Raw genomic sequence first — 17,724 nt, forward strand, 5'->3', positions numbered from 1 at the left:
TTAAAATCGTTCGAATTTTTTTTCGTCAATGACAGTGGATTCCTGATACTTGATCGATTTATGTGGTTTCCGATTATTAGATGCTAAAGACGCAGCACCTGCTTTAAAACCCGGAGTAGCCCGACCATTACTGTTCAGCTTGAAAAAACTCATCATTTCAATCAGTGATTGCGACTGAATGCGCATTTCATCAGCAGTCGCTGCGAGTTCCTCTGAGCCGGCTGCATTTTGTTGTGTTACTTGATCAAGCTGATTCATCGCACTGGTAATCTGGCTAACACCAGCGGCCTGTTCCTCAGAGGCGGCAGAAATTTCTTGTACCAGTTCTGCAGTGCGTGAAATATCAGGCACCATTTTCTCGAGTAAACCACCCGCTTTTTCAGCAACTTTGACACTAACTCCTGTTAGTTCGCTAATTTCTGTCGCTGCTACTTGGCTTCGCTCGGCGAGCTTGCGTACTTCAGCGGCAACTACTGCAAATCCCTTGCCGTGTTCGCCAGCTCTTGCTGCTTCTATCGCCGCGTTGAGTGCCAACATATTGGTCTGGTAGGCGATGTCTTCGATAATAGTGATTTTCACAGCAATATCTTTCATTGCCTGTACGGTGGCAATAACAGATTCGCCCCCTTCTTTAGCCGCATTTGACGACTCGGTCGCAATGCCATCAGTTACCCGTGCGTTTTCACTGTTTTGATTAATTGACGAACCCATTTCTTCAATCGAAGCACTGGTTTCCTCAACACTCGCGGCCTGTTCACTAGCGCCCTCGCTTAGACTTTGTGCGGTGCCACTGATCTGCTCAGAAGCTGCTGCCAGTGCAGTGGAACTGCTATTTACTTCGCTAATAACAGAGACTAATTTCTCGCGCATCGTAATCATTGCCGCTAATACACCAACGATTTGACCCTTGGTATGTGTCTGCTCAGATTCAAGATCGCCCCTAGCGATTTTTTCAGCTATTTCAAGGATAAACGGTGCTTCTGCGCCAAGTTGCGACATAATACCACGAATAATCCACACGGCAGTACCTAAGCCCATTAGCACACCTAGCACTAATACGGCCAACATCAGGTTCCGACCTCTTTCGTAGTTCTCTGTGCTGGAAATCTTGTCTTTGTCAAGATCTTTTTCGTTGATAGTAACTATCCCAGCAATCAGCTCTGTAGCTTCATCGTTTAACTTACGTCCCTCGCCATTCGACAAGCTAGCCGCTTTAACATTGCCATTTTCGCGGCTGATGCGATATACCTCTTCATTGATATCAGTGAAGGCACTCCAAGCGTTGGTAAAGCTCTCAATGTAAACTCTGCTCTCGGCTGTTGCCATATTGTCCAACTCAGTAAGTCGGGCGTCGAGGGTGGATTTGATGTTAACAATGACCTCGAAGAACTTATCTTTGCCTTCCTCTGTAGATTCTAACAACAAGCTCTTTTCGACGCGGTGTATTTCTAGCATGTTTTGAATGATACGCGAAGCCATTAATGTCCGGCTGGCAGCGTTGGAGACCTCACTGACAGTGAGATTGTTAGCGTCTGAAACTTGCTTATCATTTTGATCTACAACAGCTTTCATTGCTGTTGCTGCAACTTCAAACGCTCTTTGACCGCTGTTAGCAGACAAAGCCTGAGCCTTAACCGTCGAGTTCAAGCTAGAATAATCTACAACCTGTTGGTTGACTTTTAAATATTCATCCCAGATACCGTCAAAATTATCCAGCAAGACTTTGCCATCATTATCCACCAGTGTCCTTAGCTCCTGACGACGTTTCTTCATTATTTCACGTCTCTCACTGATGAAGGTCTTATATTTATTCATATCTTCAATAGTTAGAGCGAGAATGAGGTTTTTCTCCGCACGCGAAACCGCGATAACGTCCTGATTGATGCGCGCGCCAAGTTTAATTTTATTCGACGAAAAATCCGCTATTTTGTCGATACGGCCATTCATATCCGACATGATATTGAGGGACAATGTCACTACAAATATCATCAAAATGACCAATATGCTAAACCCTCCGGTCAACTGTGCCTTCATTGTGAGTTTCATAACTTGCTCCTGACTTTAAAGAAATAATTACACTGCACTTTAGCAGCAGGGTTTTGTTGTAATACCTGAACGAATCTTTGTATGGCACTAGTTAAGTAGCCAAAACTACCTATTTTTTTTTCAGAGGCTGCGGTGATATCCGATCGCCATTTTTCCAGCATTAAATTGTTCATCTTTTTTCATCTTTTAATGTGATTACTTTAATGTTGAGGTATTCAGCTATTCGGCTGTATTGTTAATGACCGATAAGCTGATCGCTGCCAAAAAATTAATGGCAGCCGCTTGAGTTTGCTTTAATTACACACGAACAGTTCGCTCTGCTTGACCGTGGCGTTTAATACTTAAAACCTTTAGATAATTGAGCTTTCACTTTTTTGTGCTGTCAGTAATATTTATTGCTTTAGTGCTCTTACTTCACTTTAAACAAGCCGCCTTATCAGACCTGGTACATCAATAATCATAGCGACCTCACCGCTGCCTAAAATGGTGGCTCCGCTTATGCCTTTTAGATTTTGAAACACTTTACCCAGTGGCTTGATGACGGTTTGGTGCTCGCCAAGTAATTCATCAACTACCAGTCCAGCTTTTTGACCGGCATATACCACCACAACTATATTATATCTACGCCCTTTTTTATCTGGGGTACTGTTCAGGCTATCCTCATCATTAAAGATTTCAGAAAGGTGTATATATGGCATGACTTCACCACGTAAATTAATGTACTCACCTTTCTTGGCTTGCTGCTCGTCTAGTGCGATACATTCCTCCACTAAATCGAGTGGAATGACATAAGATGACTTACCAACCTGTACTTGAAAACCGTCGATAATGGCGAGTGTTAGCGGCAAGCGAATGGTGAAACTGGTCCCCACACCCAATTCGCTATTAACCGATATTTGTCCACGCAGAGCATCAATATTTTTATTAACAACATCCATGCCAACACCACGCCCCGATATGTTCGTGATCTCTTTTGCGGTAGAGAATCCGGGGGCAAAAATCAGCCGGTGAATTTCTGGCAGGGTTAACTGTTGATTGGCTGAGATAATGCCATTTTCAATTGCTTTGGCGGTTAAAATTTCAGGATTTAACCCAGCACCATCGTCGGTTATCTCAATAACAATGCTACCTGAGTCGTGATAGGCTTCGAGCTTTACGATAGCAGTTTCTGATTTACCATTAGCCGTTCTAATATCAGGTTTTTCGATGCCGTGGTCCAGTGAGTTTCGAATTAAATGCATCAGTGGATCACTAATTTTTTCCACTACGGTTTTGTCCAATTCGGTGTCACCACCCACAATTTTCAGGTCAATTTTTTTGCCCATTTCTTTGCTAACATCACGTACGACTCGTTTGAAGCGATTAAAAGTATCCCCTATCTGAACCATACGAAGACTAAGTGTGGCATCTCGTATCTCTTCCACTAACCGAGTTAAATTTTCTACCGTTTCTAATAACTCTGCTTGTTCTGTTTGTTTTGCTTTTAGTTCGGTATGTGCACTTGAAATCACTAATTCACCGACCAAGTTAATTAGATCACCAAGTTTTTCAGCGTTGACTCGTACAGATTGTTGTTCTACCTCTTTGACTTGTTTTTGCTTATCTAATGCTGTATCCGGGGTGCTAGCACCTGTGATATTTTTGTCGATTATAGCGTCGTCCATTAGAATATTAGTTATTTTATCAAGGGTTATATTTTCATCAGTTACTATTGTGTGTTTATTGATATCTGCATTCTGACATTCAAGTACTTTTAAAAGTTCATCTTCAGTTAGTGCACTCGATGCAACAAGAGTTTCTCCGATTGCTCTATTTTCTTCAGGTAATGCATAAATGAGTTGGGCGTAATCACTTAACTTACTTCGCGGGGCTAGGATTTGTAGCAGACAGTCCTCCATTAAAAATTCAAATACCTCGGCAATTGTCTCTTTTGATGCAGGTGAATCTAGGCTTATTTCAAATCCGAGATAACTTTCTTCTGGATTAATATCATCGAGTGATGGTAAGTCTGTGGTCAATGTTGTCATATGAGTGATGTTACCGACAGTGTCGAGATACCGAAAAAATGACAAAGGATCCATACCATTGGCTAACACATTACGGTTGAATCGAATCGAGATATGCCAATAGTCGTTAATAACAGATTCAGTTAACTCAAGCGCTACTTCAGACTCCGTTAGTACCTTGAGCTCACTCTCAGCAATCATAACTACTGATGAATGGGGTGTTTTAACATCCAGATATTGATGCAGATTTTTTAATACTTCTTCACCTTTTTCTCTTAGACTATCACCAATGGGTTCTTCCGTATTATCAAGGGCATGAGCAACTAGTTGACTAATTTGATCATGACTATCGAGTAACAGGCACATCAAATCGTCATCAAGGAAAATTTCCTTATCTCGTAGCTGATCCATTACTGATTCGGCGACGTGAGTGAAAGCGACAACATCGTCAAAGCTAAATAGACCAGCAGAGCCCTTGATTGTGTGAATAGTGCGAAATAAGTCATTAATGAGTTCGTCATTATCTGGCTCGTCTTCAAGCTTTAATAGAATATATTCTGCTTGTTGCAAAAGCTCTCTAGACTCTTCGGCAAAAACTTGCCGGCCTTCTGCCAGATAGTCTGTTTCGTCATTCATATCAAAGGTTACTCCGGTTGAATCCAGTCGAAATGCGATCTAATATTTAATACGTCCATAACTTCAGCCACTGGATTTGAAATTGCAGTTAAAAAAACTTGTTTGCCATCTTTAGTCGCACTCTGCTTGAGGGCCAAAAGTAATTGAATGCCACTGCTATCTATTTCTTCTACATCCGATAAATTAAGCTCAAAATGGTTGAATTCAGCGTAATAGCGCTTGATTTCAGCTAGATTATTCGCTGCACAATAGATGGTCATATCTGGACTGGCATCTAAGACACAGATGCCATTTTTTTGATTTGACTCTTCACGTTTGGTAAATGACATAATTAAATATCCTACTTCTTGCTACGCTTGATGTTTTAAAAATCAATAACTACAGTATTAATTTCTGTTACTTCTGACAAATCAATTTGATGGTTGTTATCAGCTTTCAAATGAGGATATGGTTTGTTATTCTGTTCCATCAGATTATAAATCGACATTTCATCTTAAATGGATATTAAGGCAGCCGTATTGATTTTTACTGTTATCACCAAAATTTAATCCTGCTAAATATACGATTACCTATTATTCAGTTAGGGTAAAATCAACTTTGATACTGCATTTAGCAATATTGGTGGTTGAAAAGGTTTTACCAACCAAGCTTTTGCCCCTGAAGCACGACCTTGCATTTTCTTTTCATCGCCGGCCTCTGTTGTTAACATCATCATCGGAGTAAATTTATAAGCCGGTATTTTTTTGGCTTCTTGAACTAAGGTTATGCCGTCCATATTAGGCATATTGACATCAGTGATTAATAAATGAATTTTCACTCCATTTAGTTTTTTTAAAGCCTCTACACCATCAGTAGCATCAATAACATCAAAACCTTGTGATTCTAGTGTCAATCGGACAACCTTTCTAATCGATGCTGAATCATCAACGATCATTATTGTTTTTGCCATTAATTTACTCCTCGTAATTATTTTCTTATGATTAAAAAAACGTTAAGTTGCCGCCTTGTGACTCTTGCTTTTGTGTCTTTGTTTCGCCGGCAACTATCGCTTGATGATTAGTTAACTCTTCTGGCACCGTATATCGAAGTGCCATTTTTTCAAGTATGTCATTTGTTTTAATTAAGTCTGCGCTTCGCTCTGTCGTCGGTACTGCCTGATTTGACAATAACAACTCATTAAGATCATATAAATTATGTTCTGCATTTCCAAGAATTTGGGTCACTCTATCTTGAAACTGTAAGGCTGTTATTACATGATTAACCTCACCTTGAATTTGCTCTGAAGCATCAGCCAGTGTTTGTGACTTATCCTTGAAAGCATGCAAAGTGTTTTCAATATCAATTAACACATTTTCAATGTGCTCTGAGCTACTTTCAATTGTTTTACTGTAAAATTGGGTTGTTGCTCTGGATGAAATCAATGCACTTGCCATCGCGGTATTGATGTCGTCAAGGGTTTTATTCATCCGACTACCTGTATTAGCAGATGAATTGGCCAATTTTTTTATTTCATCAGCAACTACTGCAAATCCTCGCCCATGTTCACCAGCTCTTGCTGCTTCGATAGCGGCATTTAGAGCCAATAAATTAATATTGTCAGCAACGTTTCGAACATCATTGGCCATACTTTCAAGCTCGGCCGTATAAGAGGACAATTGTTCTACTTCTTGGAACATTGTTTTCTCATTACAGTTGAGGTTACAAAGGTCATTAATAACGCCATTCAAGATGGTTTTGGTACCTGTCAACAGCGTGCCAATGACGGCGTCATCATCACTTTTACGTTGCTCATCAAGCACAAGACCTATTTTTTTCGTGATAGCTAAAAACGTATCAGTGAGACTTAGCACTTCTTGTTCAACCTGCTCTTTGGATGTTTTAATCTGTTTAGAAACAACGGGAAGCACTTCTCCCATGAGTTCTTCTAGTGCATTTATATAAGATTGAGTTTGCTGAATAAAGCTATCGTTAGCTTGATAGGAGGATGCAAGTTTAGCTTGAGCTAATTGCAACTTACTAAATAGAAGATAACTAACAAACAGACTTAATCCAAACGTACAGCAGAATATAAATAAAGATGAGATCATTGCTATATCTGTAAAAAATAGAAGCAGAAGAGAGCCTACAACAGGGATGCTGCTAGGTATGATATAAAAAAAAGCTTTATCTATATTATTCAATAAGATGGCTCCTTTGATTGCTGACTAAAACATAAGACGATACAGGCGGACAAAAATGGATACAAATTGAAAAATTAGACTTGCTAAAATAAAAATTAGGCTTGCTAAAATAAAAACTAGAATTACTAATATACAGTGTAACATAAAGTTACATAACGTCACGTAAAGTTCTATAACTTTATTATTTGCCAAACATCAAACTTTCACGTCTTAAATTTTTTTAAAATGCTATTTAGCCAAGACTTGGGATAATAACTACACTATTCCCTCACTCTATTGTTAAGACCTTTCGACTAAATAGAATTGGCATTTTATATGTTGGGCAAGTGATTTAAGCTATATTTGGACAGGAGAAGCTTAGTTATATTTATACCCCGCAGTTGATTTATATTCACCTAAGGTAATATTCAAGCAATAAAACCAACACTTTTTTCATACGGCTATTGCTTAATATTATAGTCGCTATTCAAGTGCCTATAAGTAATTAAAAAAGCATAACTTTGAAATTTAAGCTTAATTACTCGGTCTTTAACCTTGATACCAACACTTTTATTTAATTTGAGGAATTTATATGTCGACAGCTGATCCCCTAGCCAACAAAAACTTACAAAGCAACTTGCAATGGTCATTACTATTGTTACGGGTAGGTGTGTTTATTGTGATGTTTATTTGGACGCTAGACAAGTTTGTTAATCCAGCACATAGTATTAAAATTTTTGAACATTTTTATAAAATCAGTGGCTTTAATGACATCATGGCTTATGGGTTAGGCGCGCTACAATTAGTATTGGTTATCGCGTTTTTATTTGGCATTAAAAAGCGCCTTAGTTACGGTTTGATTTTTCTGATGCATGCGGGTTCAACATTATCAGCTTACGCGCAGTATATTGATGCTTTTAATAACTTATTATTCTTCGCTGCATGGCCTATGTTGGCTGCTTGTGCCTCACTATATTTACTTCGAGATGCTGATACTAAGTTTACTTTAGGCAAGTAAACTATGATTAATAAGTGCCTAATAAATACCTGGTAAAGTGTGCTAACTAAAGTATGCCTAATAGCGCTGTATCTGCTCACTTTACAGAGTAAACGATAAGTTAAAGCTTAAAACCAAAAGCCAAGGCAGAGCACCTTGACTTTTTACTGATTTTTATTGAAACAGTTGACGAATAAATTGGTTAACTGTTGTTTTTACACCTAGTTTAGTTATTTCAGACGAGGTTTTTCTTAGCTTAGATTGCCTTTTATACAAGATTAAAATGCACAGTGTTAAAGGTTTTGGGCAGTTTGTAAATTTTCTTGGTTAGTGGCATCATTGGCTAACGTGTTGTTTTTTAACTTTATAACTACACGACGATCATAAAAGCTCACCTCTTTATCTACCGATGCCACCACCGACTGCTGTTCACCAAAAGCAAATAAGCTAATGCGGTCAGCCCTCACGCCCTGGTCAATCAGTGCATTTTTAACCGCATTAATACGTGCCAATGAAAGTGCTTGGTTTAGCGCATCACTGCCTTGTTTATCGGTATAGCCAGAAAGATCTAAGGTTAAATTAGGTGATTGTTGAACAATGCGCGCTAAGCTTTCTATCTGCTCTTGATAATGTGACTTAATTTCACTTGAGCCGGTAGAGAACTGTAAGCTCATTAATAAGTTTTGTGCTTGTAGGTTACTCGCCGCTTGATAGTTTTGCTCTAGCGCTAACAACTCAATTTGATAGCTTTGCTCTGCTTGTTCAATTTGTCGTTGGTAGCGAGCTAACGATACTTCATTATTCTGTTTCTCTACGCTGTAAGCGATTGACAAGCTTTCAATTTCATCCGTGGCATTGATGTTTTTTGCAATCATATTACCAGCTACCCCAGTAATAAAAGCGCCAATAGGTCCACCTAAAATAGCACCAATGACCATCCCAGTGCCGAAACCAATTTCTTCCTTTAATTGTGCTGAGCTCTCTTGCTCTATTTTGTCTTGCGCTATTTTTTCATATGAACTCGCAAAGACGGGGCTGACCGTTAAGGCTGAAATTAAAGCAACATTAAGTAATGTTTTGGCTCGAGAAGTTTTGCTTACACTTGGGTTATTTGCTGTGGTTAATTGTCTTGTCATCATGGTGTCTCTCATTAATTGTGTCGGTGATAAATAGTCGATGGATAGTTGCTAACTAAACTCTTACTTAGCTTGTGTGTTTTTGATGGTGTTATTAAAGCGTAGAAAAACGACGACTAAAGGACGCAAATATGGCAATTCAGCGAGCAAATGTGGCAACATTATGGCAATGTCAACAATTAGCAGCATCGAAGGTGTTTATTCGATACTATTTAAGCCCAATTTTTATGCAAATATTTACGTACAACGAGATAAAGGATAAACAACAATCATGTCGAAACGGATTGCTATTGTTGAAGACGATGCCGCCATTAGAGAAAACTATGCTGATGTATTGCGCCTACAAGGTTATCAAGTACAAACCTACGCTAATAAGGCAAGCGCTATGCAAGCGTTTAATCTGCGCTTACCTAATTTAGCCATTTTGGATATTGGCCTTGAGCACGAATATGATGCTGGCTTTGAGTTATGCCAATGGTTACGGTCAAAATCGACAACCTTACCAATTATTTTTTTAACCGCCCGTGATAGTGATGTTGATACCGTATCTGGCTTGCGTATTGGCGCTGATGATTATCTCACCAAAGATATTAGCTTACCGCACTTGTCTGCTCGAATTGCCGCGCTATTTCGTCGCCAAGATGCCTTAGGCAAGCCACAACAAGCTGACTATATGTTGACTATCGGGCCATTAACCGTGGATAGTCAGCGCATGAGCATTCAATGGCAAGAGCACAATGTTGATTTAACCATCACCGAGTTTTGGATGTTATACGCATTAGCTAAGCATCCCGGCCATGTGAAAAACCGTAGCCAGTTAATGCAAGACTCAAACATCTATGTTGATGACTCAACCATTACTTCACATATCAAGCGCATGCGTAAAAAATTCAGCCATATTGATAGCGAGTTTAATTGTATTGAAACGGTTTATGGTATGGGTTATCGCTGGAACCAAAGTACCAAAGAAAACTCAGGTAACTAAACAAAAATGACAATAAAATGGCGTTTTGGCTTAAGAAGTAAGCTGTTATTATTATCGAGCTTTTTATTTACCATTCCATGGTTTGGTTATCAATATGTTTGGGAAATGGAAAAATATCTCCGCTATGGTCAAGAGCAAACCATTATAGGCACAGCAAGAGCACTTGCTACAGCCATGCATGAGCGAGCAAATTTGTTTAATAATCAAGCCAGTTTTTTACCTAGCGTTGAAAAAGGCAAAGACCTTTATAGTTACGGCTTATCCGCGCCCATTCAACTCGACGGTTTAAATCAAGACTGGCCCGACTTTGCCAACAAAGCCCATTTTTATCAGCAAAAAAATCAACTTTATAGCCAACTAACGCCGGAGCAATTATCAATAAATTTTACTGCGGCGGTTGGCACTTATGGTCAGTATTTGTATTTATACTTTGGGGTGATTGACGACAAGGTCATATATCGTGACAGTAATGCCCGCAGTATTATTAACAATGACCACTTAGAGCTTGCTTTTATTAATCCACAAGGCGTTTTCAGTCGCTTTATTATCAGCAATAAAACCACTGGTTGGATAGATGCTTATCGTATTACTGATATTGAAGCGGATATTCCTGTGCCTGCTAGGAAAATTCAAGGACATTGGCGAAATACCGCACAAGGTTATAACGTTGAAGTACGCGTACCATTAACTGAGTTTAACGACAATATCGCTTTTGCGGTGCACGATGTTGATAGCCCCTTAGGTAGTATTCAAGCGTCGCTAGGCTCAGCAGACCCTAGCTCTGCCGACACATTAGGCACTATTTTAGTACCCTCACCCGAAATTGAGCGCATTGTGAAAGGCATGAGTTATACCAATTCTAGCATTTGGGTGGTTGACCAACATCATCGTGTATTAGCCACCACAGGTAATATCAACAAAGCCAGCGGTGTCTGGAATAAGCGCGTTAACATTAACAATGCACGCCTTGATAATACTGATGATAATTTTATCTTAACGGCTTGGCATAGTGTTGAAAACAATATATTGAAACCCTTATATGAAAGAATACTGACGCAACCGCCCAATAATTTTATCGACCAACTTTATGACTCAGAAAACCTTACAGGCAAACATATCGAAAGTGCCTTAACGGGTGAGCCTATGTCGCAGTGGCGTTTAAGTACAGATCAACAAGCGGTTGTATTGTCAGCCGCCTACCCAATATTTATTAATAAACAGGTAAAAGGTGCGGTGATTGTTGAAGAAACCACTAATGGCATTCGCACCTTAAGGAATCAGGCGCTTGAAAAGCTTTTCAGTTCTATTTTGGCTATTATGTTATTGGGCGCGTTGGCCTTCTTTTTGTTTGCTTCGCGTATATCAAATCGCATCAGAACCTTAAGTAATCAAGCAGAAATGGCGATTGACGAGCATGGCCGTATTAGTGGTAATGTTGATACCTCAAATACCAATGACGAAATTGGTGATTTGTCGCGTAGTTTCTCGACTGCGGTTAATCGCCTGAGTCAATATAATCACTATTTAGAAAATATGTCGTCACGTTTGTCACATGAATTGCGCACACCTATTGCTGTGGTGCGAACCTCGTTAGAAACCTTAGCTATGCAACAACAAAGTATCCGTGTAACAACACTAGATAATCATAATAAAATGCAAGCACCCGCGCTTGAAAACCCCTATTTAGTGCGCGCTCAACATGGTATTGAACGCTTAAGCTTAATTTTAACCAATATGAATGAAGCGACCCAAATAGAGCAAATGTTACAAAACACCGACAAAAGTGCCTTTGACTTAGCTCAGGTATTTAACGGTTGCATGCAAGGTTATCGCTTAATTTACCCTCATATTGACTTTTCATTTAATGATATAACACTAGGAAAGCATCCGCTTTTAGGTTCACCAGAACATATAGCGCAGTTATTAGATAAGGTGATTGCCAATGCAGTAGAGTTTTCTGACGATAATAAAATTACCGCCAGCGTCGCACGTGATCATCAACAGGTGACTTTAACCATCAGCAATAACGGTGAGCTATTGCCTGAACAAATGAGTGAACAACTGTTTGACTCTATGGTGTCTATCAGGAAAAAACACAATAACGAACAGCCTCATTTAGGCTTAGGTTTGTATATTGCGCGCTTAATTTGTCAATTTCATCACGGCACAATAAAAGCCGTAAACCAGCAAAGTCAGCTCGGCGTTGAGGTTATTATTACCTTGCCATTAACAAAATAATGTTAATGGCTTAAGCTAGGCTGTTGGCTATGAAAATTACCGTTAACCCCTTATCTAGATTGCGGCCCCTCTAAGGATTGCCCTTCTAGCATTGCAGTAAGATTGGAGCATGACAAGCTAGCGCAGTGCAGCATTTGTTTTTCCAACTATGACAAAATACTATTCAATACCAATGTATTTGTGTACTTGCACTGATAAGCGCCAGTTATTTTTAATACAAGCGGCAATAGCAAGCTCGGTGGCACGTTGTTTTTGGCTAATAGGTTGTAAATAAATTTGCTTTTTTTCAACTTGATGCTCGGCTAATAACGATTTTAGGTCATCAATATGTTGCTCGGTGGCCACTGGGTGTTTAATTTCATTTGCCCTTTGCATCGCGCTAGCTAAAATTTTGTAACCGCCACGCATATTCACTTTGGGTGACACAGTAACCCAGCATTGCTCTGAGACTCTAATTTCAAAGGTGCCTGAGGTTTCTACCTGACAGCTATAACCTTGTGCTTCGAAATATAAACACAAGGTGGTTAAATCTTCCATACAAGGTTCGCCACCGGTAATAACAATATGTTTCGCGTTAAAGCCCTGTTTGTTAAAGATTACAGCAATATCATCTAAGGATAAATTTGACCATTGTTCAGTCTCTTCTACCTTACTTAGCAGTTGCTTACTGGAAATTTCTAACTCCGGATGAATGTCCCAGGTATGTTTAGTATCACACCAAGAACAACCGACAGGACACCCCTGTAAACGAAGAAAAATTGACGGTTGGCCGGTAAATGAGCCTTCGCCTTGCAGAGTTTCAAACAATTCATTTATTTTATAACGTGTGGTCATTTCTTTAATGCTTAGATAATTTCTAGTAGAATGCGCAAGTTTATTATACCCCAAGAGACCTGTAAATATGAGTAATAAAGTCGTAGTAATTTTTTCTGGTGGCATGGATTCATTCACCGTACTGCACCGCGCTTTAAAAGATGGCAAAGAAGTTTATGCCTTAACCTTTGATTATGGCCAGAAACACGTGAAAGAAATTGCCTGTGCCAGTAAAGTTTGTCAACAACTGGGGGTTGCTCATAAGGTTATTGATATTTCATCAATTAATCAGTTATTAGCGGGATCGTCTTTGACCGATGATATCGATATTCCGGAAGGTCATTACGAAGCCGAAAGTATGAAGTCAACAGTTGTACCTAATCGTAATATGATTTTACTGTCGTTAGCGGTGGGTTATGCCGTCTCAGTAGAAGCAGCGCAAGTATATTATGGCGCTCATTCCGGTGATCATGCTATTTATCCTGATTGTCGACCTGAATTTGTTATGAAAATGAATGAGGTTTGTCAAATCGCGAATTATCAAGCAGTTGAAATTTTTAGTCCATACTTAACGAACAGTAAATCCGATATATTAACTGACGGTTTAAAGATGGGTTTGCGTTACGATGACACTTGGACTTGTTATAATGGCCGAGAACAAGCCTGCGGTAAATGCGGCGCATGTCAAGAGCGCCTAGAAGCCTTTGCTGACAATAATGTCACCGATCCTTTAACATACGAATAACCTTATTTATAAAGGCCGGCCAAATTAAATGGGAAAAAGGGACAGTGAAATGTCCCTTTTAAGCGCCATTTTTTAGTGCTTATTTTAATAATCATGACTGTTTTATGGATTAAACCCTAAAACAGTCTAGTGATGCCAGCTTAGTCGGTAAACAAAGTACTATGTAAACGCTCAACCACTTGGTTTGCATCTGCTTCTGGCACAAGAAAACACAGATTATGATTGCTTGCGCCATGACAAATCATGCGAATATTAAAATCATTTATCTTGTCAAAAATACTGCTGCCAACCCCTTTAGTGCCATGAATTTTATTACCGATCACCGCAATTAAACTCAAACCATGCTCAACACTGACTTCACAAAGTTGTTCTAACTCTTCTACCACGGCTTGAGTTAACAAAGCTTGTGTTGAGCCATAAGGATTGTCAAAGGTTAGCGCGACACTAATTTCACTGGTGGTAATTAAATCAACACTTAATTGGTGTTTGGCTAATACGGTAAAAACTTTCGCTAGGAAGCCACTGGCATGAAGCATTTGTGGACTTTTTACTGTCACTAAGGTTTGCTCGCGTCGCAGCGCAATGGAACGATAGGTAGGATTAGAGTCAACTTGGCGCTGTATTTTGGTGCCACCTGCATTAGGTTCTTTACTTGAACCAACAAAAACAGGAATATCTTGCCGCATAGCTGGAATAAGTGTCGCTGGATGCAGAATTTTCGCGCCAAAGGTTGCCATTTCGGCCGCTTCACCAAAACTAATTTCATTAATCGAACGTGCTTGATCTGTTATTCGTGGGTCGGTAGTAAAAATACCAACCACGTCAGTCCAAATGCTTAAATTACTGGCTTGAACAGCTTCAGCTAACAGCGCTGCGCTGTAGTCAGAGCCACCGCGACCTAAGGTGGTAGTATTACCCTGCTGGTCACAGCCGATAAAACCTTGCGTAACAATGACTTGTTTATTAAGTAAGGGATAAAGTAGTGCTTCAGTATTAGCCGCCAATTGGCTTAAATCAACTTGCGCTTTACCATATAAACCATCAGTTTTCATGACTTGGCGAACATCAAAATAATGACCATTCACATCGACGAGTTGTAATACTTGTGCAAAAATTCGCGAACTGAATTGTTCGCCAAAACTCAAGATTTCATCACTGGTTCTTGTGCTGTATTGTTTTGCTTGTTGCTCAGCACAAGCGCGTAACGCATTTAATAAGCCTGATATTTCTTGATCAATCGCTTGATGGTTATCAAAATGTTGGGTTATGGCAAATTGAATATTAGCAATATGGGTGATAATTTGTTGTTGTTCGCTTATCGCAACGCCTGCTTGGCTTAAACGTACTAAGTGATTAGTAACACCGGCACTGGCTGATACCACCACTAAACGGTTAGTGCTATTATTTTTAATAATATCCGCGCAGCGCAACATCGCATGAAAATCAGCCACACTGGTGCCGCCAAACTTTGCAACGGTAATATTTCCAGTAATAGTATGATCTATGATTACAGACATGCAGATTCTCCATGAGTTCGAGATTGAATGGTTAAACATTCGAGTCTATCGCGAGATGTATATTTAGATAACAATGTGCCAACACTAATGCGATTAAGGCTGGTAAAATGGGATATTAACATAAAAATTCTTCCTAAACGCCTGCATTGCTAAAGCTATTTCATTAAACATAGCAAATATAACAGGCAAATAACTAACAGGAAGAGCATGACTGAGCGTAGAGCGAATTAGGTTAAAAACCCGTTATTCAGGCGGTACTATTCAGCCAGAAGCTCTCCACCCTATGCTAAAAAACTTGTGTTTTTCTAGCGGTGACAGCCCTAAGGATTCAGCCCTAGCGACCGAATATAATATGCCCCCCATATCAATATTCTCGGCAATTGTCCCCCTCAGTAACAGTCAAAGGAATGGGTCCTCATGTTACCTACCTAGCAATTGCGCCTCTTCTGGTGTGAAAATTTTTCTATTTCTGCACTACTTAATTAATAACATCATTATACTTAATAAATAAGGGTATTATAAAAGTGGAGTAAAAATTCTAATTTTCAGCACAGTCATTAGACCCTATCTAAGAGTAAACATCAACAGACTTTTAGACGTCCAAATAAAATAGTTTGTAACAATGAGCTACTTACACAAAGTCTTATAATTGTTATGCTTTAGCATCTTGAAAACTTATTACCCTATTCTTATCGCCTATTTTGGACTGAGTCACATGGATCTATTTTTACTAAAAAAAATTATCAGCTTAATGATTATGCCACTGAGCATAATTATCTTACTGTTAATTATCGCCATTATTTTTTATCGTTTAAAACCAAAATTGAGTTTTTGGGCGCTATTTACCGCAACCACTTTATTATTTTTGAGTACCTTTCCACCATTATCCGATAACATCATGGCGGCATTAGAAGATAACTATCCCGCATTTACCCGCAGCAATCAGCCAGTTGATTATATTATTATTTTGGGCGGTGTTCACACTAGCGTTCAGGGTTTGCCTGCGACCAGTGAATTAAAGTCTAGTTCACTGGAAAGGTTAGTTGAGGCTGTTCGTATCTACCGCCTGCACCCCGAAGCACAAATAATTACCTCAGGTTTTGCCGATGGTGATGTCAGTTCAAACGCAGAAAAAGTTAAGCAAGCGGCAATATTATTAGGTTTGCCAAAAAATAAAATATTGACTGAAAATTTCCCTCAAAATACCGAAGAAGAAGCGCAACTTATTGCACCACGCGTGTTAAATAAAAATGTCGTACTCGTCACTAGTGCCAATCATTTACCCAGAGCCATGGCCTATTTCCAACGCTACGGTGTCAATGCAATCCCTGCACCGGCAAGCCCATGGGTTAAAAGCAATGGGCTTACTTCATGGGCTTATTACGTACCTAATGCTAAAAAATTACAACAAACCACTACCGTTTGGTACGAAGCACTCGGACGTATTGTGCAATGGTTTAACCGCTAATAAACTAAAAGCAGCAGCAATTTACACTGCACGATTTAATGACCAGCAAGCCTTGTGTAGTAACACAGTTACATAAGGCTAGTTCATTACCAAGTACAATCCTGCATAAACAGCAGTCTTGGTACTATATTGGTGCTATATGTTTGCGCTATATGTTTGCGCTATATTGGTATTAATAATCTGCCGCTTAGGCTGGGTTATCAATATCAATAAACTTAGCCTCTAATGGCAAATGCTGATTAAAATGTTCGGCTAATGCTTTAGCGCCATAGCGCTCGGTAGCATGGTGGCCAGCGCAATAAAAATGAATATCCATCTCGCGGGCAACATGAGTGGTTTGCTCGGATACTTCACCACTGATAAAGGCGTCTATGCCGTGTTCAGCCGCTAACTCAATATAGCCTTGGCCACCACCGCTGCACCAAGCAACAGTTTTAATCGCTTTATTAGATGGCGGTGCTATGTGCAAGCAAGTTCGGTTGAGCTTTTCGTTAATGCGTTGCTCAAGTGCTTGTGGGCTGAGTTCACTAGTAAAGTCTCCACGTACAGCAACACTCAAAGCGTTACCCTCTTCCAATGGCGCGACATTATTGATTGAAAATAATTTCGCTAATTGTGCGTTATTACCTAAGTTTGGGTGAATATCTAAGGGTAAATGATAGGCAAATAAACTGATGTTATTTGCCAGTAACGCCTTAATGCGTTTATGTTTCATACCGCGGATGACATAACTTTCATTCTTCCAAAAAAAGCCATGGTGTACGACTAACGCATCGGCTTTTTCAGCAATCGCTTGTTCGATTAACGCTTGTGTAGCAGTAACGCCTGTGATGACCTTACTGACCTTGTCTCGTCCCTGAATTTGTAGACCATTTGGACAAAAGTCTTTAATTTGTTCAGGCTTTAATAAGTTGTTTAAATAGCTTTCGAATTCATAAAGTTGCATTAATTAATTCTGACCTTAAATATTGAGTTATT

At 39.5% G+C, this 17,724-nt stretch carries 14 protein-coding genes and 1 riboswitch; of the genes, 5 read left to right on the plus strand and 9 right to left on the minus strand.

Annotated elements, in window-relative coordinates:
- The 5 genes from H4J46_RS06000 to H4J46_RS06020 form a co-directional block, all read right to left on the minus strand.
- Positions 1 to 2,046: a methyl-accepting chemotaxis protein gene (locus H4J46_RS06000; protein ID WP_310650208.1), complete on the minus strand. Its 2,046-nt coding sequence runs from the start codon at positions 2,044 to 2,046 to the stop codon at positions 1 to 3.
- Between the two features lie 419 nt (positions 2,047 to 2,465).
- On the minus strand, positions 2,466 to 4,688 hold the full coding sequence (locus H4J46_RS06005; protein ID WP_182232630.1) for a chemotaxis protein CheA: 2,223 nt from the start codon (positions 4,686 to 4,688) through the stop codon (positions 2,466 to 2,468).
- An 8-nt stretch (positions 4,689 to 4,696) separates the two neighbouring features.
- Positions 4,697 to 5,017, minus strand: coding sequence for an STAS domain-containing protein (locus H4J46_RS06010; RefSeq protein WP_182232631.1), 321 nt, complete (start codon positions 5,015 to 5,017; stop codon positions 4,697 to 4,699).
- Between the two features lie 251 nt (positions 5,018 to 5,268).
- Positions 5,269 to 5,637, minus strand: coding sequence for a response regulator (locus H4J46_RS06015; protein ID WP_182232632.1), 369 nt, complete (start codon positions 5,635 to 5,637; stop codon positions 5,269 to 5,271).
- Between the two features lie 31 nt (positions 5,638 to 5,668).
- Positions 5,669 to 6,775, minus strand: coding sequence for a methyl-accepting chemotaxis protein (locus H4J46_RS06020; RefSeq protein ID WP_404851707.1), 1,107 nt, complete (start codon positions 6,773 to 6,775; stop codon positions 5,669 to 5,671).
- A 664-nt stretch (positions 6,776 to 7,439) separates the two neighbouring features.
- Here H4J46_RS06020 and H4J46_RS06025 point away from each other — a divergent pair.
- On the plus strand, positions 7,440 to 7,865 hold the full coding sequence (locus H4J46_RS06025) for a DoxX family membrane protein (RefSeq protein WP_182232634.1): 426 nt from the start codon (positions 7,440 to 7,442) through the stop codon (positions 7,863 to 7,865).
- A 272-nt stretch (positions 7,866 to 8,137) separates the two neighbouring features.
- Here H4J46_RS06025 and pdsO read toward each other — a convergent pair whose 3' ends face one another.
- Positions 8,138 to 8,983, minus strand: coding sequence for a sortase-associated OmpA-like protein PdsO (gene pdsO, locus H4J46_RS06030; RefSeq protein WP_182232635.1), 846 nt, complete (start codon positions 8,981 to 8,983; stop codon positions 8,138 to 8,140).
- Between the two features lie 268 nt (positions 8,984 to 9,251).
- Here pdsO and pdsR point away from each other — a divergent pair, with 268 nt between their 5' ends.
- Together pdsR and pdsS are read left to right on the plus strand one after the other, a co-directional pair.
- Positions 9,252 to 9,965: a proteobacterial dedicated sortase system response regulator gene (pdsR, locus tag H4J46_RS06035; RefSeq protein ID WP_182232636.1), complete on the plus strand. Its 714-nt coding sequence runs from the start codon at positions 9,252 to 9,254 to the stop codon at positions 9,963 to 9,965.
- A 6-nt stretch (positions 9,966 to 9,971) separates the two neighbouring features.
- Entirely contained in the window at positions 9,972 to 12,203 is a 2,232-nt protein-coding gene (pdsS, locus tag H4J46_RS06040; RefSeq protein WP_182232637.1) for a proteobacterial dedicated sortase system histidine kinase, read from the plus strand.
- Positions 12,204 to 12,362: 159 nt separating this feature from the next.
- Here pdsS and queE read toward each other — a convergent pair whose 3' ends face one another.
- Positions 12,363 to 13,037, minus strand: a complete 675-nt coding sequence (gene queE, locus H4J46_RS06045; protein WP_182232638.1) for a 7-carboxy-7-deazaguanine synthase QueE — start codon at positions 13,035 to 13,037, stop codon at positions 12,363 to 12,365.
- A 67-nt stretch (positions 13,038 to 13,104) separates the two neighbouring features.
- On the opposite strand from queE, the gene queC reads away from it, so the two are divergent.
- Entirely contained in the window at positions 13,105 to 13,761 is a 657-nt protein-coding gene (queC, locus tag H4J46_RS06050; protein ID WP_182232639.1) for a 7-cyano-7-deazaguanine synthase QueC, read from the plus strand.
- Between the two features lie 140 nt (positions 13,762 to 13,901).
- Here queC and lysC read toward each other — a convergent pair whose 3' ends face one another.
- A complete protein-coding gene (gene lysC / locus H4J46_RS06055; protein WP_182232640.1) occupies positions 13,902 to 15,278 on the minus strand; it encodes a lysine-sensitive aspartokinase 3 in 1,377 nt (458 codons plus the stop codon).
- 261 nt (positions 15,279 to 15,539) lie between these two features.
- Positions 15,540 to 15,732: riboswitch (Lysine riboswitch) on the minus strand.
- A 261-nt stretch (positions 15,733 to 15,993) separates the two neighbouring features.
- Here lysC and H4J46_RS06060 point away from each other — a divergent pair.
- Complete coding sequence (locus H4J46_RS06060) at positions 15,994 to 16,746, plus strand: ElyC/SanA/YdcF family protein (protein WP_182232641.1); 753 nt, start codon at positions 15,994 to 15,996, stop codon at positions 16,744 to 16,746.
- A 187-nt stretch (positions 16,747 to 16,933) separates the two neighbouring features.
- On the opposite strand, the gene H4J46_RS06065 is transcribed toward H4J46_RS06060, so the two are convergent.
- The gene (locus H4J46_RS06065) at positions 16,934 to 17,692 is read right to left on the minus strand and encodes a Nif3-like dinuclear metal center hexameric protein (RefSeq protein WP_182232642.1); all 759 of its coding nucleotides are present in this window, start codon (positions 17,690 to 17,692) and stop codon (positions 16,934 to 16,936) included.
- Between the last annotated feature and the right edge of the window lie 32 nt (positions 17,693 to 17,724).

The sequence above is a fragment of the Colwellia sp. MB02u-6 genome, from assembly GCF_014077095.1.
GTDB lineage: Bacteria > Pseudomonadota > Gammaproteobacteria > Enterobacterales > Alteromonadaceae > Cognaticolwellia.